Annotated in this window: 19 protein-coding genes; 8 read left to right on the forward strand and 11 right to left on the reverse strand. The window is 59.8% G+C overall.

The genetic code is table 11. The features are described 5' to 3' along the window. Nucleotides 1-32 precede the first annotated feature (32 nt). Both BSG20_RS18170 and BSG20_RS18175 read left to right on the forward strand, forming a co-directional pair. Complete coding sequence (locus tag BSG20_RS18170; RefSeq protein ID WP_093041276.1) at nucleotides 33-1235, forward strand: ABC transporter substrate-binding protein; 1203 nt, start codon at nucleotides 33-35, stop codon at nucleotides 1233-1235. Nucleotides 1236-1319: 84 nt separating this feature from the next. Beyond that, a complete protein-coding gene (locus BSG20_RS18175) occupies nucleotides 1320-2456 on the forward strand; it encodes an ABC transporter ATP-binding protein (RefSeq protein ID WP_072377586.1) in 1137 nt (378 codons plus the stop codon). Nucleotides 2457-2473: 17 nt separating this feature from the next. On the opposite strand, the gene BSG20_RS18180 is transcribed toward BSG20_RS18175, so the two are convergent. The 4 genes from BSG20_RS18180 to BSG20_RS18195 form a co-directional block, all read right to left on the reverse strand. After that, nucleotides 2474-2770, reverse strand: coding sequence for a hypothetical protein (locus BSG20_RS18180; protein ID WP_024314626.1), 297 nt, complete (start codon nucleotides 2768-2770; stop codon nucleotides 2474-2476). 106 nt (nucleotides 2771-2876) lie between these two features. Then, on the reverse strand, nucleotides 2877-3977 hold the full coding sequence (locus tag BSG20_RS18185) for a D-TA family PLP-dependent enzyme (RefSeq protein WP_072377587.1): 1101 nt from the start codon (nucleotides 3975-3977) through the stop codon (nucleotides 2877-2879). A 16-nt stretch (nucleotides 3978-3993) separates the two neighbouring features. Further along, nucleotides 3994-5454 (reverse strand): M81 family metallopeptidase, encoded by a 1461-nt coding sequence (locus BSG20_RS18190; RefSeq protein ID WP_072377588.1) that lies wholly within the window; start codon nucleotides 5452-5454, stop codon nucleotides 3994-3996. A 21-nt stretch (nucleotides 5455-5475) separates the two neighbouring features. Then, a complete protein-coding gene (locus BSG20_RS18195; RefSeq protein WP_072377589.1) occupies nucleotides 5476-5961 on the reverse strand; it encodes a hypothetical protein in 486 nt (161 codons plus the stop codon). Nucleotides 5962-6072: 111 nt separating this feature from the next. Between BSG20_RS18195 and BSG20_RS18200 the strand changes: the two genes are divergently transcribed. From BSG20_RS18200 to BSG20_RS18225, 6 genes are all read left to right on the forward strand, one after another. Continuing rightward, a complete protein-coding gene (locus tag BSG20_RS18200) occupies nucleotides 6073-6462 on the forward strand; it encodes a RidA family protein (protein WP_072377590.1) in 390 nt (129 codons plus the stop codon). A 20-nt stretch (nucleotides 6463-6482) separates the two neighbouring features. Then, nucleotides 6483-7346, forward strand: coding sequence for a MurR/RpiR family transcriptional regulator (locus tag BSG20_RS18205; protein WP_072377592.1), 864 nt, complete (start codon nucleotides 6483-6485; stop codon nucleotides 7344-7346). A gap of 28 nt (nucleotides 7347-7374) precedes the next feature. Further along, the gene (locus BSG20_RS18210; protein WP_072377594.1) at nucleotides 7375-8151 is read left to right on the forward strand and encodes an SDR family oxidoreductase; all 777 of its coding nucleotides are present in this window, start codon (nucleotides 7375-7377) and stop codon (nucleotides 8149-8151) included. 25 nt (nucleotides 8152-8176) lie between these two features. Beyond that, entirely contained in the window at nucleotides 8177-10096 is a 1920-nt protein-coding gene (locus tag BSG20_RS18215; RefSeq protein ID WP_072377596.1) for a beta-N-acetylhexosaminidase, read from the forward strand. An 8-nt stretch (nucleotides 10097-10104) separates the two neighbouring features. After that, on the forward strand, nucleotides 10105-11541 hold the full coding sequence (locus BSG20_RS18220; RefSeq protein WP_072377598.1) for a M81 family metallopeptidase: 1437 nt from the start codon (nucleotides 10105-10107) through the stop codon (nucleotides 11539-11541). A 90-nt stretch (nucleotides 11542-11631) separates the two neighbouring features. Further along, nucleotides 11632-12834 carry an MFS transporter gene (locus BSG20_RS18225; protein WP_072377787.1) on the forward strand — a complete coding sequence of 401 codons (1203 nt, stop codon included), beginning with the start codon at nucleotides 11632-11634 and terminating at the stop codon, nucleotides 12832-12834. Between the two features lie 98 nt (nucleotides 12835-12932). On the opposite strand, the gene BSG20_RS18230 is transcribed toward BSG20_RS18225, so the two are convergent. From BSG20_RS18230 to melA, 7 genes are all read right to left on the reverse strand, one after another. Then, nucleotides 12933-14258, reverse strand: a complete 1326-nt coding sequence (locus BSG20_RS18230; RefSeq protein ID WP_072377789.1) for an ABC transporter substrate-binding protein — start codon at nucleotides 14256-14258, stop codon at nucleotides 12933-12935. A gap of 85 nt (nucleotides 14259-14343) precedes the next feature. Continuing rightward, on the reverse strand, nucleotides 14344-15195 hold the full coding sequence (locus BSG20_RS18235) for a carbohydrate ABC transporter permease (protein WP_072377600.1): 852 nt from the start codon (nucleotides 15193-15195) through the stop codon (nucleotides 14344-14346). Beyond that, complete coding sequence (locus BSG20_RS18240) at nucleotides 15192-16127, reverse strand: carbohydrate ABC transporter permease (RefSeq protein WP_072377602.1); 936 nt, start codon at nucleotides 16125-16127, stop codon at nucleotides 15192-15194. Before BSG20_RS18240 ends, BSG20_RS18235 begins: the two co-directional genes overlap by 4 nt. Beyond that, nucleotides 16120-17220, reverse strand: coding sequence for an ABC transporter ATP-binding protein (locus tag BSG20_RS18245; RefSeq protein WP_072377604.1), 1101 nt, complete (start codon nucleotides 17218-17220; stop codon nucleotides 16120-16122). Before BSG20_RS18245 ends, BSG20_RS18240 begins: the two co-directional genes overlap by 8 nt. A gap of 242 nt (nucleotides 17221-17462) precedes the next feature. Beyond that, a complete protein-coding gene (gene arfA, locus BSG20_RS18250; protein WP_072377606.1) occupies nucleotides 17463-18974 on the reverse strand; it encodes an arabinosylfuranosidase ArfA in 1512 nt (503 codons plus the stop codon). A 106-nt stretch (nucleotides 18975-19080) separates the two neighbouring features. After that, on the reverse strand, nucleotides 19081-20007 hold the full coding sequence (locus BSG20_RS18255; RefSeq protein WP_072377608.1) for an ArsR/SmtB family transcription factor: 927 nt from the start codon (nucleotides 20005-20007) through the stop codon (nucleotides 19081-19083). A gap of 160 nt (nucleotides 20008-20167) precedes the next feature. Further along, nucleotides 20168-21538, reverse strand: coding sequence for an alpha-glucosidase/alpha-galactosidase (gene melA, locus BSG20_RS18260; RefSeq protein ID WP_072377610.1), 1371 nt, complete (start codon nucleotides 21536-21538; stop codon nucleotides 20168-20170). Between the last annotated feature and the right edge of the window lie 18 nt (nucleotides 21539-21556).

The raw sequence follows: 21556 nt of genomic DNA on the forward strand, positions 1-21556 counted from the left end.
ACAAAGTGACGATTCAATTCAAGACCGGGCTGATGGCCCTTGCCCTGCTCGGCTCCACCGCGCTCGGCGCCATGACCGCGCACGCCGCTGACCAGGAGATCAGCTGGATCTATTGCGGCGACAAGATCGACCCGATCCATGAGAAGTACATCAAGGAGTGGGAAGGCAAGAACCCAGGCTGGAAGGTCACGCCTGAGGTCGTCGGCTGGGAGCAGTGCCAGGACAAAGCAACGACGCTTGCCGCCGCGGGCACGCCTGTCGGCATGGCCTATGTCGGCTCGCGCACGCTCAAGGAATTTGCCCAGAACGACCTTATCGTGCCGGTGCCGATGACCGACGAGGAGAAGAAGAGCTACTATCCGAACATCGTCGATACCGTCACCTTCGAAAACACCCAATGGGGCGTGCCGGTCGCTTTTTCGACCAAGGCTCTCTACTGGAACAAGGATATCTTCAAGCAGGCCGGTCTCGACCCGGAAACACCGCCGAAGACCTGGGCTGAAGAAATCGCCGCCGCCAAGCAGATCAAGGAAAAGACCGGCATCGCTGGATATGGTCTCCCGGCCAAGACTTTCGACAACACGATGCACCAGTTCATGCATTGGGTTTACACCAATAACGGCAAGGTCATCGACGGCGACAAGATCGTTATCGACAGCCCGGAAGTGCTGGCAGCGCTCCAGGCCTACAAGGACATCACGCCTTATTCCGTCGAAGGCGCAACCGCCTATGAGCAGAACGAAATCCGCGCCATCTTTCTCGACGGCAAAGTCGGCATGATCCAGGCAGGCTCGGGTGCTGCTGCTCGCCTCAAGGACACCAAGATCAACTGGGGCGTTGCACCGTTGCCGCTCGGCCCTTCGGCCAAGGGTGAAGGAACGCTGCTCATCACCGACAGCCTGGCCGTCTTCAAGGGCACGGGTGTGGAAGACAAGGCGATCGAATTCGCCAAGTTCATCACCTCACCGGGCCCGCAGGGCGAATACGAGCTTCAGGGCGGTGCAGGCCTCACGCCGCTGCGTCCGTCTGCGAAGGTTGACGAGTTCGTCAAGGCTGATCCGTCGTGGAAGCCGTTCATCGACGGCATCGCTTTTGGCGGCCCCGAGCCTCTCTTTACCGACTACAAGGGCTTCCAGAATTCGATGATCGAGATGGTCCAATCCGTCGTGACGGGCAAGGCCCAGCCGGCCGATGCCATCAAGAAGGCTGCCGGCGAGATCGAAGCGTTCAAGTAAGCCTTTGTCGGGATCGCGGGCGCAACAACCGCGATCCCCCACTTGCAGTATGCATGCCGCAGGGGCGGCAACCGGAGACAGGTTTTGGGACAGCTTCTTCTCAACAATGTTCAGAAGTTCTACGGCGACTTCGAGGTTCTCAAGGGCATCCAGCTCGAAGTGAAGAACGGCGAGTTCGTGGTCTTCGTCGGGCCGTCCGGCTGCGGCAAGTCAACGTTGCTGCGGATGATCGCCGGCCTCGATGCCACGACGGCGGGCGACATCGTCATTGACGGCCTCAGGGTCAATGACCTGCCCCCGGTCAAGCGCGGTATCGCCATGGTGTTCCAGTCCTATGCGCTCTACCCGCACATGAGCGTTTTCGAAAACATCGCTTTCCCGCTGCGCGTGGAAAAGATGGAAGAGGCGAAGCTGAAGGCCAAGGTCGAGCATGCCGCGCGCATCCTTCACCTCGATCAGCGCCTGCAACAGAGGCCCGGAATGCTCTCGGGCGGTCAACGCCAGCGCGTGGCAATCGGTCGCGCCATCGTACGCGAGCCGAAGATCTTCCTGTTTGACGAACCGCTGTCCAACCTTGACGCGGCGTTGCGCGCCGATATGCGTATCGAGCTCGCCAAGCTGCATCGGCAGTTGAAGGCAACGATGATCTACGTCACCCACGACCAGATCGAGGCGATGACCATGGCCGACCGGATCGTCGTACTGAACGCCGGCGAGATCGCGCAGACCGGGGCTCCGCTGGAGCTTTATCACAAGCCGGCCAATATTTTCGTCGCAAGCTTCATCGGCAATCCGAAGATGAACTTCCTGCCCGTCACCTGCACCGCTGTCAGCGATGCCGGTGTCGAAGTCGCCTACGAGGGGCAAAAGGCGTTGATCCCCGTCACGCCCCGTCAGGGCGCTGTTGGCAAGACACTGACGCTCGGCGTGCGTCCTGAGCACATCCAGATCGGTTCCGGCGACATCGCGCTGACCGTTGCGCCAACGGTCATCGAGCGACTTGGCGCACAAACCGTGGCATACGCATCGCTCGACGGCGAAGCCGAGAATTTCTGTGCGACGCTGCCGGGCAGTGCCGGCGTGCGCCCAGATCAGCCGCTGGTAGCCGGGATCAACGTCGCCGACTGCCATTTGTTCGATGATAAGGGCATATCGTTTGAACGCCACGTCGAGCTGACCGACATCGACATGAACCTGCTCAATCCCACGGCAGCCGCTTGATCAGCGGCGTCGCCACCTCAATACAGAGGATAGAAGAGCCTGTTGGCGGGGTACGAATAGGCGCCTCGGTCGACGATCCCCAACCGGTACATGCAGCTTCTGAGCGCCGTGACGTGCCAAGGATTGGCCGGATAGGGTGAACCGCGGTGGACGGCCTCGGGCTCGCAATAGCGATAGGCCCTGTCAAACCGCGCTAGAAGCACGGGATCGGAATCCATCCGTACGCCATGATAGGTCTGCCATTGCGCCGGCGGTTCCGCCGCCGAGATCGCCAACAGGCTTGCTGCTATTCCCATTGCAACAGAGACTCTCATCGACTTGACCTCCCGCGCGCCTAACGCCCGCGCAAAAGAAGATGCTTTTCAATTGCGTAAGGTCAAGAGGCGTACATCAAAGGAAGGTGCTACGGGCAACGGGCTCCTACCACACCAGTCCACGTGCGGCAACATCCTCGACGCGCGTTACGACGCCGTCGCGATGAAAAACCATCGTGTCAAACAGATTGGAAACAACGCATGTGTGGTTGGGAATGATCCGGATCTTCTCTCCGATCTCAGGACGCTTATCGCCGCATTTCGACAGCTCAATGACGCCGTGCTCCTCAGACAATCCGGTGATCACCGCCTCGGGATAACCGACCACCGTTCCGAAGTCGCTAAAGCCGAGCAGATCGGAGGTCAGGGCCTTTGATCCGGCGTCAATGACGGCGCGATCCGCCGTCGGGCGGGACACGACTGTTGCCAGCACATGCATGGCGCAGTCGGCTTCGCTGCAGTGGCCAGCACGGACCATGGAGCGATCGTTATAGATATATGTACCTGCGCGGTGCTCGGTCGCGGCGCCGACGAGATGCGCCTCGAAGAGGCTTGGCGTGCCGCCGTTGCTGACGATCGGGCAAGCGATCCCATCAGTCTCTAGGAGCAAGAGTGCTTTGCTGAGGAAGGCTTGCACCGCTTCGGCCGAGCCGGGCTTCGGGTAGTTGAGGAGACCACCGAACGAAAGGCCCGGCGCGCCGCTTATGCGCTGTGCCAGGATCGTTGCGTCTTCGGGCGTCTGGACGCCGCAGCGCCCGCCGCCGGTGTCGCATTCAACCAGAACAGTCAACGGTTTGCGGGATGCGAAGTAGGAGGATAGGCCATCGATGGTCACCGTGCTGTCGGCAACGACTTTGAGATCAGAGATCCGGTCGTTGAGCGCGCCAAGGCGCTCGAGCTTTTGCGGGCCGACAATGTTGAAGGTGATCAGGATATCTTCGAAGCCGGCGGCAGCAAAAACCTCCGCCTCGCTGATCTTCTGGCAGTTGATGCCTTTCGCACCCGCCGCGATCTGCTCGGCGGCAAGCGCCGGGATCTTATGCGTCTTGATATGTGGCCGAAAGTCCAGGCCGTGCTTATCCATGTAGGCCTGCGTGCGGGCAATGTTCGCCGCCAGGCGATCCTCGTCGATGATAGGCCGCGGCGTCGCAAGATCAGCGACCCTGTCGCCCGGTTTGGCGACGACGGCGAACGGATTTTCCTGCATGTGACGCTGCTCCGCGTTAGCGGCCGTGGGGATTGGCGACCATCGGCCAGATGTTCTTCGGCGCCCGACGATAGGGTGTCTTGACCGGATTGTTGGGATAAGGCGTTCCGGCCGAGCAGTAAATGATCTCAGCGGCGATTTTGGAGAACGATGCGAAGAAATGATTGGTCGATTTGATGACCAAGACCTTCTTCGACAGCGGATCGATGCCCATCACGGAGAACAGGCTTGGATCGAAACTCTGCGCGCGCGTCGAATTCAGAATGATATCGATGCCGTCAAGCACGATATGGGCTGCGTCCCCGAATGGCGCAAAGCTTTCGCCAAACCGCATCTCTGCATTGGTGACGAGCTTGACGATCTTGACGACGCCATCCACCGGATTGCCGGTGCCGGGCGCGGACTTGGCGCCGAAGCGCAGTGGGATCTCGGCCCCCTCGCCCGCTGCCATACAGATCTGTACGGCCATCGGATCCCAGATCGTACCGATCGCGACACCTGTGGCGCCCCGGGCGAGGAGTTCCTGCAAGACAACAGTGGCATCCCCCGCGGTACCGCCGCCAGGATTGTCCCAGACGTCGGCGATGACGACGGGCCATGACTTTGATGCCATTGCCTGCGCAACGGCCTCCATCTCGTCGATCTGTGGCATGATGAAGGTGCCGCGCTTGGAAAACAGCTCAAGACCGAGTTCGCGCGCCAAGGTATTGCCCTTCTCCAGCTTGTCGTTGGTGACAACAAGCATCTTGGTGCCCATTTCCGGTACGTCGCCCGCCATGAAACCATGGATCACCGAGATCGACAGGATATCAGCATCTTCCTTTTCCAGGCGCATGATCTTGTCGACGAAGGAGCGCATCGGATCGCGCGAGGTGGGATAGACGTCGATCATGCGGCAGTCAAAGACAGACATGACAGGCTCCAATCGACCTTCCAGCGTCTCTACGGCGATCCGCCAGAGATCCTCGGCGCGATCGACGAAGTCCGTGTGCGGGAACTCCTTGAAGTAGACGAAGAAGTCTGCTGCCCCTAACCGCTTCGCGGTAAGATGGCTATGCGGATCGAGCTCGGCACAGACGAGGACGTCCGGCCCAACAATCTCGCGCACGCGCACGAGTATGTCACCCTCTGTATCCTCGTGGCCGGCCGCGACCATGGCGCCATGCAGGCCGAGGACAACGGCGTCGACCGGCATCGCAGCCTTGAGCTGGGTCAGCACCTCGTCGCGCAGCCCTTCATAGGTCGAGCGGCTCACAAGTCCGGCTGGATCCGCCCAGGCGGCCGTTCCCTCGATCAGTACCCATCCCTTCTCGGCGCAGACGCGGCGTCCAACCGTGATGGGTGCCGTGCACAGCGTCGGGGTTTCCGGGTGCTGGCCAGGAGGCGCATAAAGAGACGCCTCGAACGCGCGCCGGTCGACGCAGATGGGAGAAAAGGTATTGGTCTCGGTTGCGAGCGCCGCCGTGAAAATGCGCAAGGGTTCGGCCTTTGTCGTTGATCAGCCCATCGGGTTCGGCAGGTAGCCGGTAAAGCCGCATATCTTCCAGCGGCCTTCATGCAGGCGGCAATAATATAGCGTTTGCCACTGCATGACATCACGCGTCCCGTCGGCTTTGGTGAGCCCGCCGTCGAACTTCTTGCGCACGAGCGCCATGTCGCCCTCAACCTCGATGTCTTCAAGCGTCGTGGTCGTGAAGATGGCGGTGCGGGCATCTTCAGCGAAAGATTGCGTTGCAAAGTCCTTTGCCTGGCGCAGCCACTCGTCGCGATAGGCCGATAGCGTCGGAAATGCCAGACGCCAGTTGTCGGGGCTTGCCTGCTTGCGCCCGTCTATGCCGATGAAGCCGTCTTCGACGAAATCATGCTTGACCATCGACCAGTCGGCGGCGAGGAATGCATCGATGTCGCGGGGAACCAGCATCTCCCAGATCGAATGCCGGGCCACGTCGGAGGCGGGAAAGGGGTTTTTGAAAGGATTGCGCATTATCTCCCCGGATTGAAATTCTTTTCATAATTGGTGTTTTTCACTGGTCAAATTCTGCTTTCTATGGTCACTTGTCAACTTAATACGAAAATAATTTGCAAGGATCGATCGATGTCCATCAAGCGTTATGGCACGGTTCAAACGGGTGCCGGCGGCAAGCCCCTGCCCTTTGCGCGCGCCGTGGAGGCCGACGGCTGGCTTTATGTCTCGGGTCAGGTCGCCATGGAAAATGGCGAAATCATCGATGGAAATATCGTCGCGCAGACGCATAAGACGATCGAGAACGTGCTGGCTATTCTCAAAGAGGCCGGCTACGGCGTCGAGCACGTGGTTCGTTGCGGTGTGTGGCTCGATGATCCACGCGATTTCTGGACATTCAATAGTATCTATCAGCAGTATTTCGGCGAACACCCGCCGGCGCGGGCCTGCGTTCAATCGTCGATGATGGTCGACTGCAAGGTTGAGATCGACTGCGTCGCGTTTAAGCCGAAGGATCGATAGCGCAAACGACGGGGGCTGGGATGGACATTTTCTCGACACTGCAGGAAGAGAAGGCCCGGCTTTCGCCCTCGGAAAACCGTATCGCCGATATCCTTCTCAACGACTTCGAGTTTGCGGTGAACGCCTCGATCATCGAGCTTGCCGAAAAGGCAGATGTATCACCGCCGACGGTCACGCGCTTCTGCCGCCGGCTCGGTTGCGAGAGCTTTTCCGATTTCAAGGTGCAGCTCGCCAGGACAGCCTATGTCGGGATGCGCTACCTAAAACCGGAGCCGAAAAGCACCAATCCGGGGGATGTCGCGCAGGATATCATCACCAAGGCGCAGAACGCGCTTTTCCTGCTTCATCGCTCCCTTGACCTTGCAGCAATCGAGCTTGCGGCCGAGCGGCTTTCGCGCGCCGATATGATTTATGCCTTCGGCTCCGGCGGCAATTCGTCAATGATTGCCAACGAATTGCAGAACCGACTGTTTCGCTTCGGCCTGCATGTGACGGCAAGTTCCGATCACGGCATGCAGTTGATGATGGCCGCCGCCGCCAAGCCGACCGACGTACTGATTGGCTCCTCCTTTACCGGGCGCAACGCCGAGCTCGTGCGCGCCTTCACCCTTGCACGCGAGTCCAGCGTGACGACGATCGCGCTTACCCAGAGCAATAGCCCGGTCGCGCAAGTGGCAAAGATCGTCGTGCCCATCGATCTGCAGGAAGGAAACAATATCTTCCGGCCGACTTCGACGCGCATCGCCTATCTGGCGGCCATCGATATTCTCGCCAGCCTCGTTGCCTACGCGATCCAGCCAAAGGCGGCAGTGGCCCTGCGCCGCATCAAACAACAGCTCGTCGCCCACCGCGATGGCGATGACCGGCAATTGCTCGGGGACTAGAGATTTCCATGCCAAAAGGGGACGCAGAATGACACAGACGGTAGCGATCGTGACCGGTGCTGCGGGCGATATAGGGCGCACCATTGCTGAGCGCCTTGCACAGGATCACGACGTCATCCTTTTGGTCGACATCGACGTTGCCGCCGCCGAGACGGCCGCACGCACGCTGGGCTCCGCCGATCGCTTTGTTGCCTACGGCTGCGATGTAACCAACGAAACAAACGTCGCCGAGATGGCAAAGCGGGCCGCCTCGCTCGGTTCCGTGAGGACGCTGGTCAACAATGCCGGCGCTGCGCGTGCCGTCAGCCTGCACGATACGACCCCGGAAATCTGGCGCATGGACAATGCGCTCAATCTCGAGGCTGCCTTCCTGTGCTTCCGGGCCGTCGAGGATCTGCTCGCAGCGTCGAAAGGCTCTGTCGTCAACATCGCATCCGTCAACGGCATGAACGTCTTCGGCCACCCGGCCTATAGCGCTGCAAAAGCGGGACTGCTTCATCTCACCAAACTGGTCGCGGTGGAATATGGCAAGTTCGGTATTCGTTCGAATGCTGTTGCCCCCGGCACGGTGCGCACGCAGGCATGGGAGGCGCGCGCTGCCGCCAACCCGAACGTCTTCGAGGAAGCTCGCCGCTGGTATCCGCTGCAGCGCGTCGTCGACCCCGCGGATGTTGCAAATGCCGTCGCATTTCTCGCCGGACCGCAGGCCGCGGCCATCACCGGCGTCTGCCTGCCGGTGGATTGTGGTCTGACCGCCGGTCAGGCGGAACTTGCGCGCACATTTTCGCAGTCCGAGCACTATTGAAAGCCACACCAAGAGAGGAACAGATATGACTGAGGCGCCTTATCGCCTGGAGAACTCGTGGCATCCTCTAGGCGGCCAGAACGGCCGCTTTACCTTTTCCCTTTTCAACCTTTCCGACGTCGCGCTTACCGGCTTTACGCTGGTCTATACGGCGCTGACACGCGTCATCGACCCGAAGGCCTGCGAGAACGCAACGTTTCTGCGCCGCAATGCCAATTTCCATGAATTTGCTCCGCCAAAAGGCTTTTCCCTCGAACCCGGCAAGAGCTGGACCTTCACCGTCAGCGGCCTTCACAGGCCCGCTCGCCACTGCACGGATGGCGCAAAGTCAGCCTATGTGACGTTGGCGGATGGGAAGCATGTGACGATTGCTGTTTCCGATCTGCTTCTCGAAGGCCGTGTCAACGAACCGCCGCCGGTGCTTCTGCCGGAAGGCAGGCTCGAACTTCCATTCTCGCTGCAGCCCTTCCCGGCAGAGATCGATGCCAAACCAGGCGATAGCTTTCCGGTTGTTCTCTATCCGGCGGAAGGATCATCGGGAGACGACCTGCGTGCCTTCTCGACTGTCCTTTCGCTCTGCCGGCGCCTCTTCGAAAGTGATCACACGCCCTTCAATCTCGTCGCCTCGCCGCAGGGCCAGGCCCTGCAGTTCTTGGTGGACGCGACGATCGCCCCGGAAGGCTACAAGCTCGCTTTCTTTCCCTCGCAGATCACATTGTCCTTTGCTGATGCGGCCGGGCGTCAATATGGACTGACGTCGCTTGCGCAGCTGCTGCACGGCGCCCGCAGTCAGCCGCAGATGTTTTGCTTCCCGGTTTCCGGGACGATTTCGGACAGGCCCCGATATGGCTGGCGGGGCTGCCATCTCGACGTTTCGCGGCAGTTCTATCCGACAGCCGATATCAAGCGGCTGATCGACATCCTCGCCTGGTTGAAGCTCAACATCTTCCATTGGCATCTGACCGACGACGAGGCATGGCGCCTTGAGATCAAGGCCTATCCGGAATTGACGGCGAAAGGCGTCCTGCGCGGTCCAGATGAGCCACTCCTGCCGCAACTCGGCAATAGTGCCGAACCGGTTGGCGGCTTTTATTCTCAGGACGATGTGCGTGACATCGTCGCTCACGCGGCGACATTGAGTGTCGAGATTATCCCCGAGATCGACATTCCAGGCCACAGCACGGCGACCTTGACGGCGCTGCCTGATCTGACAGACGGCCAGGAGGCGCCGGAGAGCTACCATTCGGTGCAAGGATATCCGAACAACGCTCTCAATCCGGCGGTGCCACTGACCTACGAATTCCTCGAGAAAGTATTCGACGAGATGGTCGAGCTATTCCCCTCTTCCTACCTCCACATCGGCGGCGATGAGGTGGCGAACGGCTCGTGGCTTGCCTCTCCGCTTGCCAAGACACTGATGGAGAAGGAGAAAATTTCGGGCACGTTCGCGTTGCAGTCCTATTTCCTGAAGCGCGTCAAGGAGATGCTGACGGCGCGCGGCCGCAAGCTGGCAGGCTGGAACGAGGTGGCGCATGGCGGAGGTGTTGCCGCCAGGGACACGCTGCTAATGGCGTGGGAGAACCCGAAGGTTGGCATCGATCTTGCCAAGGAAGGCTACGACGTCGTCATGACCCCCGGCCAGGCCTATTACCTCGATATGGGCCAAGCGGAAGCGTTTCAGGAGCCGGGCGCAAGCTGGGCCGGAACCGTGCCGCCGGCACACACCTATGCCTATGAGGCGGAGGGCGACTTTCCCGAGGAGCTGAAGGACAGGATGAAGGGTGTCCAGGCCTGCATCTGGTCGGAGCACTTCCTGTCGCGCGGCTATTTCAACCGGCTGGTTTTCCCTCGTCTTCCGGCGATTGCGGAAGCCGCATGGACGCCGCGGGCGATGAAGGACTGGCATCGCTTCGCCGCAATCGTGGCCCTGAGCCCGAAACTTTGAGGTCGGCGATGCGGATCGCGGTCGGCGGAATTCACACGGAATGCAGCACCTATTCCCCGGTGCTAATGACAATCGACGATTTCCGCGTCCTTCGCGGAGAGGACCTCCTTGGCGCGGACTATTTCAGCTTTCTCAATGAGCAAGAGATAGAGCATCTTCCGCTTCTGCACGCACGCGCCGTGCCCGGTGGCCCGGTGTCACGGTTCGCCTACGAGGCATTCAAGGCGGAGTTTCTCGGTCGGCTGCAACGTGCCTTGCCAGTCGACGGCCTCTACCTTGCCATGCATGGCGCCATCAATGTCGAGGGAATGGACGACGCGGAGGGAGACTGGATTGCGGCCGCCCGCTCCGTGGTCGGTCCGGACTGCATGATCGCAGCGAGCTACGATCTGCACGGCAATGTCAGCCAGAAGATCGTCGACCAACTCGACATATTCGCGGCCTATCGCACCGCTCCGCATATCGATGTTCGGGAAACAATGGTGCGTGCCTGGTCGATGCTGGTCGACGCCTTGAGGACAGGCAGGCGGCCGGGTGTAGCCTGGGCGCCAGTGCCCGTTCTCTGGCCGGGGGAGCGAACATCGACCGAGGACGAGCCTGCAAGGCGCCTCTACAGGACGCTGCCCGACGTCGATCAGCGTGACGGCATCCTCGATGCCAATCTGATGATTGGCTATGTGTGGGCGGACGAGCCTCGGGCGACTGCCTGCGCCGTCGTCACAGCCACCGACAAGCGGGCGGCAGCGCAAGCTGCAGAAGAGATCGCGCTTTCCTACTGGAATGCGCGCGCCGACTTCGCCCTTGGTCCGGTTACCGGTACGCTCGACGCCATGCTCGACATTGCCGAGAACGCGTCGACGGCGCCCGTGGTGCTTGCCGATTCGGCCGACAATCCGACCGGTGGCGGCGTCGGGGATCGGGCTGATGTCCTTAAGGCATTGCTGGCCCGTAGATTTGACGGAGCGCTGCTTGCCGGTATTGCCGACCGGCCGGCCGTCGAGGCATGCTTTGCCGTCGGCAAGGGCGCAAGGATCGGGCTGGACATCGGTGCAACGCTCGACCCATCGAGTTCGCCTGTCCACATTGAAGCCGATGTCGTCTTCCTCGACGACCCTGGCGCTGGCGCCGAGCGTCAGGCGGTGGTGAGGACCGCAGGCATTACGGTCGTGCTCGCAGCGCGACGGCGCCCCTATCACAATATCACCGATTTTACGCGCCTCGGGCTCGATCCGAAATCGGTGCGCATGCTGGTGGTGAAATCCGGCTATCTTTCTCCGGAGCTGGCGCCAATTGCCAATCCGAACCTGATGGCTTTGACGCAGGGCGTCGTCAACCAGGACATCGAAGGCCTGGTGAGCCGGCGACGCGCCCGACCGGCCTTCCCGTTCGATCGCGACTTTGACTACGCACCGCGGGCGCGCCTTTCTGCACGCTGGCAAGACTGATTCGTTGTCCTGGCAGGTTTCGGCGTTGCGCCGAACCTCTAAGGCGCCCTTCATCCGCACCACCGGGTGTTTGCCACCCTGATCCCAATCATGACCCGTTTCCTGCCCGATATATTCCGCAACCCGACAATCCGGGTGAGCATGCTTTCAATCTTCGCCTTTGGCTTTTCCGGGGCGGCGACCTCGCCATATCAATCCGTCATTGGCATGCGCGAACTGGGTTTGAGCAATAACCTGTACTCGGCGCTGATCTTTGCAGCTGCAGCCGTCAACGTCACCGTCAGCATCCTGCTTGGCAATCTTGCCGACCGACTTGGCGAGTATCGCCTGCTGATGCTGACGGTCGCCGTTTTCGGCATCTTCGGTTACGGCGCGGTCTATCTCTTTCCCGCGCAGGCAACGTTCATCGTCAGCGCGCTGTTGCTGCTGCCGATCTATAACGCGCTGAATTCCTTGCTCTTCGCCAATGTGCGCGCGACCACCAACGGCATGGCACGCGGTGACGTTGCCACGGTCAACTCAGGCGTGAGGGCGATGATCTCGCTTTCCTGGGTGCTCGTGCCCGGGTTTGTCGGTGTCCTCCTGGCGCGCTCGACAAGCATGCTGCCGGCCTATCTCTTTGCCACCCTCGCCTGCATGGTGTGTCTTGGCCTGATCGCGGCATTCCTGCCGCGCCAAAGCGGCACCGACAAGGCGGCAACGCGCCATCTTTCCTATCTCGCCGCGCTTGCAGAAGTCATCTCGCCGCGCGTCTTCATCCGCGTCATTGGAGTGTCGCTGATCAGCAGTACTCTTCACGTGAACGGTGCCATCTTGCCGCTGATCGTGACTGGATCCGCGCACGCCGCCGTCGGCGATGTCGGGATCGTGGTCGGCATCGTCGCCCTTCTCGAAGTCGTCTTTATCGTCGTCTGGGCGCGCGCCCAACGGATCATGAACCACGTCACGGCCCTGGCGATCGGCACGATCATCTACGTTGTGTACCTCGTGTTGCTCGGTTTTGCCTCGGCGCCGTGGCATGTCTATGCGTTGACCCTGATCAGCGGAATCGGCGCCGCGGCCCTCATCAGCATCCCAATCACCTATCTGCAGGATCTGATTGTCGAGCGGCCGGGTCTCGGCAGTGCGCTGATATCCGTCAACATTTTCCTGAGCGCGGGGCTGAGCGCGCTTCTCTTTGCGATCGGCACCGGCCTCAGCGGCTATTCCGGAACGGCCATCATCGGTGCCGGGGCGGGCCTTTCAGGACTTTTCCTGCTGCTCTTCTTCGATGGAGCCAAACGACGGCGCTGAGACGGTCAATGTTTTCAACGCCAGCCACGTAACCGAAAATGCCCGCCGCGAGACCGGCGGCGGGCATCTGCTCTCAGGCTCGGGAGAGAGTATGAGCCTCAGATGTTGGCGAGCAGCTCGTTGATGCGCTGTTCCATGTCGGCAAGGGCTGCATCGATCTCCTTCTGACCGGTGACCGCCGCACTCATTTCCTGGCCAATAATGTCCTGGATCGCAAACTGGCGCTGGACGGTGGACGGAAGCGGCGTGCCGAGCGTGGCGATCGCTGAAATCGTGTCGCGATGCGGCAGGGCCTTGAACTGATCAGAATCCAACACCGCCTTGACCGCGGGCAAATGGCCAGTGCGCGACCAGTCGAAATCGTTGTCATGGAAAAACTTCAAGAACTTCCCGATGGCAGCGGTCTCATCCTCGGATCGGTCCTTTTGCGAGACGGCCCAGCTGTGGCCGTCGGCGTATTGCGCCTTCTTGCCCGGGAAGAGCTGCGGATAGGGATAGACGGCATAGCCGCCGGCGTTGAGCGCGGTACCGGACTTTTCGGACGATGCCGTGTAATCACCGATAACCCAGGTGCCGTTCAGGTGAACGCCGCCCTCGCCAGCGAGAAAGGCGTTGATGCCGGCCGCATAGTCCAGATCCTTGGTGGTGTAGCCATTGTCGTAGATCGCCTTGTACATCTCGAGGACCTTTTTGGCCTCGGGCGTATTGATCTTGACCTGCTTCGGGTCGGCAAAGAAGGTCGAATCCTGCTGGAACAGATACGTATAGAGATTGCGGGTATAAAGCGCGACTTCATTTGCCAGGTTCTGGACGAAGTAAGGCTTGCCTGTCTTTTCCTTGAACTGCTTTGCCTGCGCCAAGAGCTCATCGACGCTGGTCGGCAGCTTCGGCGTGCCGTCGGCATTGACCAGATCGGCCTTTTTGAAGAGGTCCATGTTGATGTGGTACAGCATGGTCCAGCTGTCGATCGGCAGGCCGTAGATCTTTCCGTCCTTGGTGACGCCGTTCAAGCTGGCGTCGGTAAAGTCGGTGGCGGCGACACCGACAGACTTCAGCACGTCGTCGAGTGGCATCAGCAGACCCTTGGACTGATAATCGGTGAGCACCGACTGGTGGATGGTGACAATGTCAGGCGGGTCGCCGGCGGCGAACTGTGCCGTCAGCTGATCGTAGCCCGACCATTCGACGGTCGTCACCGTCACATGCACATCCGGATTGTCCGCGTTGAACTTGTTGATGAGCGAGGTGATGATGCCGCATTCGCCGACGGCCTTGCTGACGTCGGTATTGGTGCCGAAATCTGCATCGCAGGCGCCAAAGAAGCGCTGCACGGTCAGTTCGGTGGCAGCATAAGCCGGGCTTGTGCCGGCAAGGGCAATCACCGAGGCCGCCGCCAGCATGTATTTTCTCAAGGTATGCGTCATTTCCATCTCCTCCTCATTTGGGTCTTCGACCCTTGGCTAAGCCCCCTCCCCGGGAGCCGGTTGCAACGTCATCGCAAGGTCAGCGTCAGCGCACGGCGGCGCCGGACACTGCCGTCACGATGTATTTCTGGAAGAACAGGTAGAGAATGAGGACCGGGGCACCGGCAAAGACCGCCTGCGACATCAGGAAGCCGAGACCTTCCGACTGTGCAAAGTTGGTCTGCGATGAGGCGATCCCGATCGTCAGCGTATACATTTCCTTCTTGGTGCCGGAGATCAGCGGCCAGAAGTAATCGTTCCAGGCGCCGAGGAACGTGAAGATGCCAAGCGTTGCCTGGGCGGGAACCGTCAATGGTAGGAGCACTTTCCAGAAGATCTTGAAGCGGCTGGCATTGTCCAGCAGGGCCGCCTCGTCGAGTTCCTTGGGGATGGCGCGGAAGTACTGCGTCATTAAGAACACGCCGAAGGGTGCCGACAATCCCGGGAGGATCAGACCGTGATAGGTGTTGTGGAACTTCAGCCAGCTGAAGATCTGGTGGCGAGCGATGAGGACCGCCTGCTCGGGGATCGCAAGGCCGAGCAACACGATGATGAAAAGCGTGTTGCGGAACGGAAAGTTCAAACGCGCGAAGCCGTAGCCGGCAAGCGAGGACAGGATCAGCGTGAATATCGTCAAGCCGCCGGCGACGATGACACTGTTCAAGATCCAGCGGAATACCGACGAAGTCGCCAGGATGTTGATGTAGTTGTTGATCGTGTAAGGCGCACGGAAGACGGAATTCATGTCCGCCATCAGTTCCTTGTTGTCCTTGAGCGAGAGGGCAATCACCCAGAGCACCGGCGCCATCATGATTAGTGCGCAGACGACTGCCAGGATGAGGATCACGCGATCGCCGGTCGAGCGACCGACCATGCTGCCACCGGAAACAGCACTCATCCTTCCTCTCCTTTGCGGCGCGAAATGAAGTACTGCGCCATCGCAGCAATCAGGATCAGTATGAAGAGGATTTCGGAGGCGGCGGCACCAAGGCCGAGATCCCACTTGGTGAAGGCGGCTTCGTAGATGTAGAGCACGATCGGCTTTGATACGTTGTTTGGGCCGCCGAGTGTCATCAGCTTCGCCTGGCCGAACAGTTGGAATTGCAGCACGACCTGAATGATGAGGACGAGCACGAAGGTACGCCGGATCGATGGCAGCGTGATGTACCACAGCGTGCGCCAGCGGCTGGCATTGTCGAGGGCAGCGGCTTCATAGATTTCGGCCGGCACCTGCTGCAGTGCCGACAGGAACAGCATCATCGGCAGGCCGATGCACCACCAGACGGTCGCAACCGCGATGCCGATCATCGCAAGGTTCGGATTGGAGAGGAAGGCGGGGGCCGGCAGGCCGAACCAGCCATAGATGGTGGCAAGCAGGCCGAAATTGCCGATGAAGACGATGCGCCATATCAGCGTAACGATCGTCACTGACAGGACGGAGGACGAGAAGTAGACGGCGCGCAGTGCCGCTGCCACCTTCGTCTTGCGGTTCAGGGCAAGCGCCAGAAGCAGGCCGATGATAGCGAGCGTCGGGACCGTCAAAAGCACGAAGTAGAAGGTATTGCCGACGGCCTGGATGAAGATCTTGTCCCTGAAGAGCCTGGCATAGTTGTCAATCCCGACGAAGCGGCCGATACCGAAGGCGTCCGCCTTGTGGAGGCTGAGCCAGATGCCCCAGAACAGCGGCACGACAAGCAGGGTCACGAAAAAGAAGAGGTAGGGCGCGACGAAGAGAGCGTTGCGCCAGAGCGGCGCATTGATATTCTGCACCTTCTGCCGGGCGGCGATGCCGGCGACAGGCCGGGCGGAGGAAAGTGCCGCCTCAGCCATGACCTGCCTCCTCGTTGTGCCAGGCGTGACCGGCATCGTCGAAGAGATGCGTGCGCGTCCCGTCGAGCGTCAGTGCCACCTCGTCGCCGATCGCGACGCGGCTGTTGCCGATATCCTCGGCAACGATGACGCTGCCATCCTTGAGACGGCTATAGAGAAGCGTGCGGTCGCCAAGGCGTTCGAGTACATCCACCTTGCCTGTCGTCGTCGCGGCAACGCCGTTTGCAAGCTTGACGGCCTCGGCGCGGATGCCGAGCGTATGTTCGCCCGCCTTCACCCGATTGGCACGGATTGCTGTCTGCAGTTCGGTACCATCAGCCAGCTTGGCGCGCACGAAGCCGTTGTCTTCCGACAGGTCTGCGGACAGGAAGTTCATCGTCGGGGATCCGACGAAGGTGGCGACGAAACGGCTTGCCGGACGCGAATAGATCTCCATCGGCGTGCCGATCTGCTCGATCTTGCGATTGTTCATGACGACAATGCGGTCGGCGAGCGTCATCGCCTCGATCTGATCATGCGTCACGAAAATCATTGTCGATCTGACGCGATTGCGCAGCTGCGCCAGCTCGACGCGGGTACGAACGCGCAACGCCGCATCGAGGTTCGACAGCGGTTCGTCGAAGAGAAACGCTTTCGGTTCCTTGACGATGGCGCGGCCGATGGCAACGCGTTGGCGCTGACCGCCGGACAGCTGACCCGGCTTGCGCTCGAGCAAGTGGCTGATCTCCAGCATGCGGGCGGCTTCCGCGATGCGTGCCGAGATCACATCGCTGGACACGTTGATGTTGCGTAGTCCGAAGGCCATGTTGTCGGCCACCGTCATGTGCGGATAGAGCGCGTAGGACTGGAAGACCATGGCAATGTCGCGCTGCCCAGGGGGCAGGGTATCGATGCGCTCGCCATTGATCGAGATCGTGCCCTCGTCGACGCTTTCCAGCCCTGCGATCATGCGCAATAGCGTCGACTTTCCGCAGCCGGATGGACCGAGGAAGACCATGAACTCATTCGCCTTGATCGACAGCGACAAGCCATCAAGGACGGTCATCGAGCCGTATCGCTTGCTCACATTCTGAATTTCGATATTGGCGGTCATCCGACTGCTCCTGTGCAGTCAGAACCCGAAAATCCGATACGAAAACGTGGCTGGCATGTTTCCGCCGAGAATGCGCCCGCTTTGAGAAACGGACTGCCCTCAGTCAGTGATAGTGCCAAAACAGAAGCGTTCGCTTCCATCTCTTCCTCCCAGTGGCACGTCAAAACCGGTGCGCTGACGTTAAATCATACAATTGGATTGTCAACATATCTTTTGATATGTATCAAAGATACGGATTTGAATCAGGCCTGAAGCCGGATCATACGGTAGGAGAGCGGCGCGATCCTTGCGCTGAGCTTGCCATCCACGACACTCGTTCCCGTAACCGCCTTGGCCACCACATTGTCGGGCGTGTCGGCGGTGTTGGTGATGTCAAGATCACTATGAGCGACGACCTGATCGTCGATGACCCGCAAGGCGCCGAATTCGAGCAGGCTTGCGTCGAGATCGAGTGTTTCGGAGCCATGGCGGTTGACGATGAAGAAGGTGACCGTGTCCTTCTTCGCGTCATGCACGGCTGAGACATCAAGGTAGGGAACGTCACCGAGGTCGTCGACCTTGTAGGTCGGGCTGTCGACCATCAGCTTCAACGCTGTGCCGCGTCCGTAGACGGAGGCGAAATAGTAGGGATAGAATATCGTCTGGCGCCACGCCGGACCGCCCGGGACCGTCATGATCGGCGCAATCACGTTGATGAGCTGCGCCAGGCAGGCGATCTTCACGACATCGGCACGATTGATGAAGGTATTGAGGATGCAGCCCACCTGCAGAACATCCTCGAAATTGTAGTCGTCTTCCAGCAGTGCCGGCGCATGCGGCCAGCCGTTCGCGCCGGCGAGCGTCGCCTTGTCGCGCTCCTTGGAGTGATACCAGACATTCCACTCGTCGAAGGAGATGTAGACATTCTTGGAGGAGCGCTTCTTCGCCTTGATGTAGTCGATCACACCCGCGACCGTCCCGATGTAATTGTCGAGTTCGATGCTGCGGGCAAGATAGTTGGCCGTGTTCTTGGCGCGGTTTTCGAAATACATGTGGAGCGAGATGTAATCAACCTCGTTGTACGTATGATCGAGGACGGTCGCTTCCCATTCCGGATAGGTCGGCATGTGAGCATTGGACGAGCCGCAGACGACGAGTTCGAGTGAGCTGTCGAAGGCACGCATGGCCTTGGCGGTTTCGTGCGCCAGCCGGCCATATTCGTCGGCCGTCTTGTGGCCGATTTGCCAGGGTCCGTCCATCTCGTTGCCAAGGCACCATAGCTTGACATCCCAGGGCTCGGTACGGCCGTTGGCGATGCGCTTGTCGCTCCATTCGCTGCCGCCGGAATGATTGACATATTCGAGGAAGTTACGCGCCTCATCAAGGCCACGCGAGCCGAGGTTGACGGCAAGCATCATCTCGGTCTTAGCCGAGGCGCACCAATCGGCGAATTCATGGATGCCGACCTGGTTGCTTTCGGAGGTATGCCAGGCAAGATCGAGGCGCGTCGGGCGGCTCTCCTTTGGGCCGATGCCGTCTTCCCAATTGTAGGCGGAGACGAAGTTGCCGCCGGGATAGCGTACGATCGGGACGTTCAGCTCCTTGACGAGCTCGATGACGTCCTTGCGCATGCCGTTTTCGTCAGCCGTCGCGTGGTCAGGCTCATAGATGCCGGTGTAGACGGCGCGGCCGAGGTGCTCGATGAACGAGCCGTAAAGGCGCGGATCGATGTCAGAGATCGTGTATTTGCTGTGCGCTGTGACCGCGGCCTTCATGCTATCCTCCATCGTATCGTCTTTTGTGATGTGTATCACAATTTGAGATGAATAAAGCGGAAGCCTAAGGCATGGTCAAGCGTAAAATTTACAAAATCGGATGGACTCACCGGGTCTTGAGGCGCATCAGGATGTCCTGATCGTAGTTGCCAAAGCCACGGCCAAAGATGTTGATGCCGCCCGGATGTTTGGCGTCGTCGTGGACGCCGATGCGCAGCCGGATCGAGTGATGTTGCGATAACCTGAGATCGTTCAGCGTCGTGTTGGAGATGCGCAAACCGTCGACGAAAGCGCCGTCGTCATTGATGCGAAAATTCTTCAGCTTGCCGTATTGCGAGCCCTTCAGCTTCCACCAATCGGGGGTGAAGACCCCGCGTTTGTCGCCAAAATCGCCAGGAGATGTCCAAGTTCCAATCTCAGCGCCATTGACCGAAAGCGTGATATCGGAGGGCCAGTCGGCACTGGTGCCAGGAACTTCGGAGCTCAACTCCATGACGAATTCGATCTCGCGAATGCTGGTATTCGTCAGTCGCGCATTGTTGGGAAACTGATACTCGACATAGCCCCGCGTGAACCAGATGAGCCCAGCCTTCATGCGGTCCGGATCAAGGAAGGTATTGGGGACATCGAGCAGCCCAATGATGCCATCGGCTGAACAGAGCCCGCAAGGTGCCGTTACCTCGAAGCTCGTATAAAGCCCGAGCGGCATCGACACCTCGATCGCGTCCGGTTCGGTTTCCTTGATTTCATTCTTGAAGACGACGAGGATTTCATCGTAAACGCTGCGGCACACCTTCTGATTGCCCTTGCGCGCCTTCAGGGTTTCCGTTTGGATCAGCCCCGCCTCTTCCAGCATCTGCACGTTGGTCGAGACGCTGGACTGTGGCAGATCAAGGATATCAGCGATTTCATTGACGTTGAGCGCGCCCTTCTCGTGCAAAAGCATCAGCACCGCCACCCGTGCCGGGGAGGCGAGACCCTTGAGAATAGGCATGCCTGCTTCGGGGTCGACGACAAGAAAATTGCGGCTCATGGGGCTCCGATCGGCAGAGATTAAGAATGCGTGATCTCGTTCTATATCAGAGATATTGATTTAATCAATTGCGCGGCGAAGAAGCTGGGACGCCCGGACGTCAAAAGTCCCGCGGCGGTTGCCGCGGGACCTCTTGGGGCCGTGACCGGGAGAGAGATGGTCAGGCGGCCTGAACCTTTTTGCCGGTGCGGGCCCATGCCGGCAACCAGTCGCCGTGGGCGGCCAGCAGATCGTCCACCATGGACCAGATCTGGTCAAGGTCGAGTTCGGCTGCGGTGTGCGGGTCCATCATTGCGGCATGGTATATGTGCTCGCGGTTCTCGGTCATCAGCGCCTGGACCGTCAGTTCCTGGACGTTGATGTTGGTACGCATCAGCGCCGTCAGCTGCGGCGGCAGGTCGCCGATAAAGGTTGGCTGGATGCCTGACGCGTCGACCAGGCACGGTACTTCGGCGGCGCAGTTGTAGGGCAGCGAGGTGATGCAGCCATTGTTGCGGACGTTGCCATAGATCACCGAGGGTTCGCCGGTCCAGACCGAGTTGATGATCGAGGAGGCATATTCTTTCGACTGCTTGACCTCGATCTTGTCGGCCGAACGATAGGCTTCCGCCTGCCCCTTCCAGCGCTCGATCTGTTCGATGCAGCGCTTTGGATATTCATCGAGCGGAATGCCGAACTTCTCGATCAGATCCTCGCGGCCATCCTTGATGAAGTATGGCGTGTACTCGGCAAAATGCTCCGAGCTCTCCGTGACAAAATAGCCAAGCCGCGTCAGCATCTCGTAGCGCACCTTGTTCGGGCAGCGCGGGTTCCAGCCGGGCTTCGGCGCGCGGCCCTCGCGGTAGGCGCGCACCAGATCTGGATAAAGATCCTTGTAGGAACCGTCCGGCTGGCGATGCTCGAACTTCAGGTAGAAGGCCATGTGGTTGATGCCGGCGGAACGATAACGGATATCGTCGTAGGGAATGTCGAGGTCATGTGCCAGTTCCATCGCGGTGCCCTGCACCGAGTGGCAAAGGCCGACCTGCTTGATATCAGGATACTTCTCCGCAATCGCCCATGTGTTGATCGCCATCGGGTTGACATATTGCAGCATGATCGCCTCAGGGCAGACGGCAAGCATGTCCTCGCAGATCTTCCACAGATGCGGCACTGTGCGAAGGCCGCGCATGATGCCGCCGACGCCGAGCGTGTCGGCGATCGTCTGGCGCAAGCCATACTTCTTCGGGATCTCGAAATCGGTAACGGTGCAGGGTTCGTAACCGCCGATCTGGAAGGCGACGACCACGAAGTCGGCACCGGCAAGCGCCTTGCGCTGGTCCGAATAGGTCTCGGCCTTCGCCTTTGCCCCAAGTGTCGAGATCAGCTTGTTGACGACGATGGCGCTTTCTTCAAGCCGCTGCGGATTGATGTCCATCAGCGCGATGGTCGCACCCGACAGCGCCGGGCGCTGCAGCACGTCGCCGATGATGTTCTTCATGAAGACTGTGGAGCCAGCTCCAATGAACGTGATCTTGGGATTTCTTGCCATTATAACCTCCGGCATGTG

Origin of the sequence: Rhizobium tibeticum (assembly GCF_900110205.1) — a bacterium.
In the GTDB taxonomy this organism is placed as follows: Bacteria; Pseudomonadota; Alphaproteobacteria; order Rhizobiales; family Rhizobiaceae; genus Rhizobium; species Rhizobium tibeticum.

Coding starts and splice junctions, on each gene's coding strand:
- BSG20_RS18170 (WP_093041276.1), top strand. CDS start 33: ATGGCCCTTGCCCTGCTCGGCTCCACCGCGCTCGGCGCCATGACCGCG.
- BSG20_RS18180 (WP_024314626.1), bottom strand. CDS start 2,770: ATGAGAGTCTCTGTTGCAATGGGAATAGCAGCAAGCCTGTTGGCGATC.
- BSG20_RS18185 (WP_072377587.1), bottom strand. CDS start 3,977: ATGCAGGAAAATCCGTTCGCCGTCGTCGCCAAACCGGGCGACAGGGTC.
- BSG20_RS18195 (WP_072377589.1), bottom strand. CDS start 5,961: ATGCGCAATCCTTTCAAAAACCCCTTTCCCGCCTCCGACGTGGCCCGG.
- BSG20_RS18200 (WP_072377590.1), top strand. CDS start 6,073: ATGTCCATCAAGCGTTATGGCACGGTTCAAACGGGTGCCGGCGGCAAG.
- BSG20_RS18205 (WP_072377592.1), top strand. CDS start 6,483: ATGGACATTTTCTCGACACTGCAGGAAGAGAAGGCCCGGCTTTCGCCC.
- BSG20_RS18210 (WP_072377594.1), top strand. CDS start 7,375: ATGACACAGACGGTAGCGATCGTGACCGGTGCTGCGGGCGATATAGGG.
- BSG20_RS18215 (WP_072377596.1), top strand. CDS start 8,177: ATGACTGAGGCGCCTTATCGCCTGGAGAACTCGTGGCATCCTCTAGGC.
- BSG20_RS18220 (WP_072377598.1), top strand. CDS start 10,105: ATGCGGATCGCGGTCGGCGGAATTCACACGGAATGCAGCACCTATTCC.
- BSG20_RS18225 (WP_072377787.1), top strand. CDS start 11,632: ATGACCCGTTTCCTGCCCGATATATTCCGCAACCCGACAATCCGGGTG.
- BSG20_RS18230 (WP_072377789.1), bottom strand. CDS start 14,258: ATGACGCATACCTTGAGAAAATACATGCTGGCGGCGGCCTCGGTGATT.
- BSG20_RS18235 (WP_072377600.1), bottom strand. CDS start 15,195: ATGAGTGCTGTTTCCGGTGGCAGCATGGTCGGTCGCTCGACCGGCGAT.
- BSG20_RS18240 (WP_072377602.1), bottom strand. CDS start 16,127: ATGGCTGAGGCGGCACTTTCCTCCGCCCGGCCTGTCGCCGGCATCGCC.
- BSG20_RS18245 (WP_072377604.1), bottom strand. CDS start 17,220: ATGACCGCCAATATCGAAATTCAGAATGTGAGCAAGCGATACGGCTCG.
- arfA (WP_072377606.1), bottom strand. CDS start 18,974: ATGAAGGCCGCGGTCACAGCGCACAGCAAATACACGATCTCTGACATC.
- BSG20_RS18255 (WP_072377608.1), bottom strand. CDS start 20,007: ATGAGCCGCAATTTTCTTGTCGTCGACCCCGAAGCAGGCATGCCTATT.
- melA (WP_072377610.1), bottom strand. CDS start 21,538: ATGGCAAGAAATCCCAAGATCACGTTCATTGGAGCTGGCTCCACAGTC.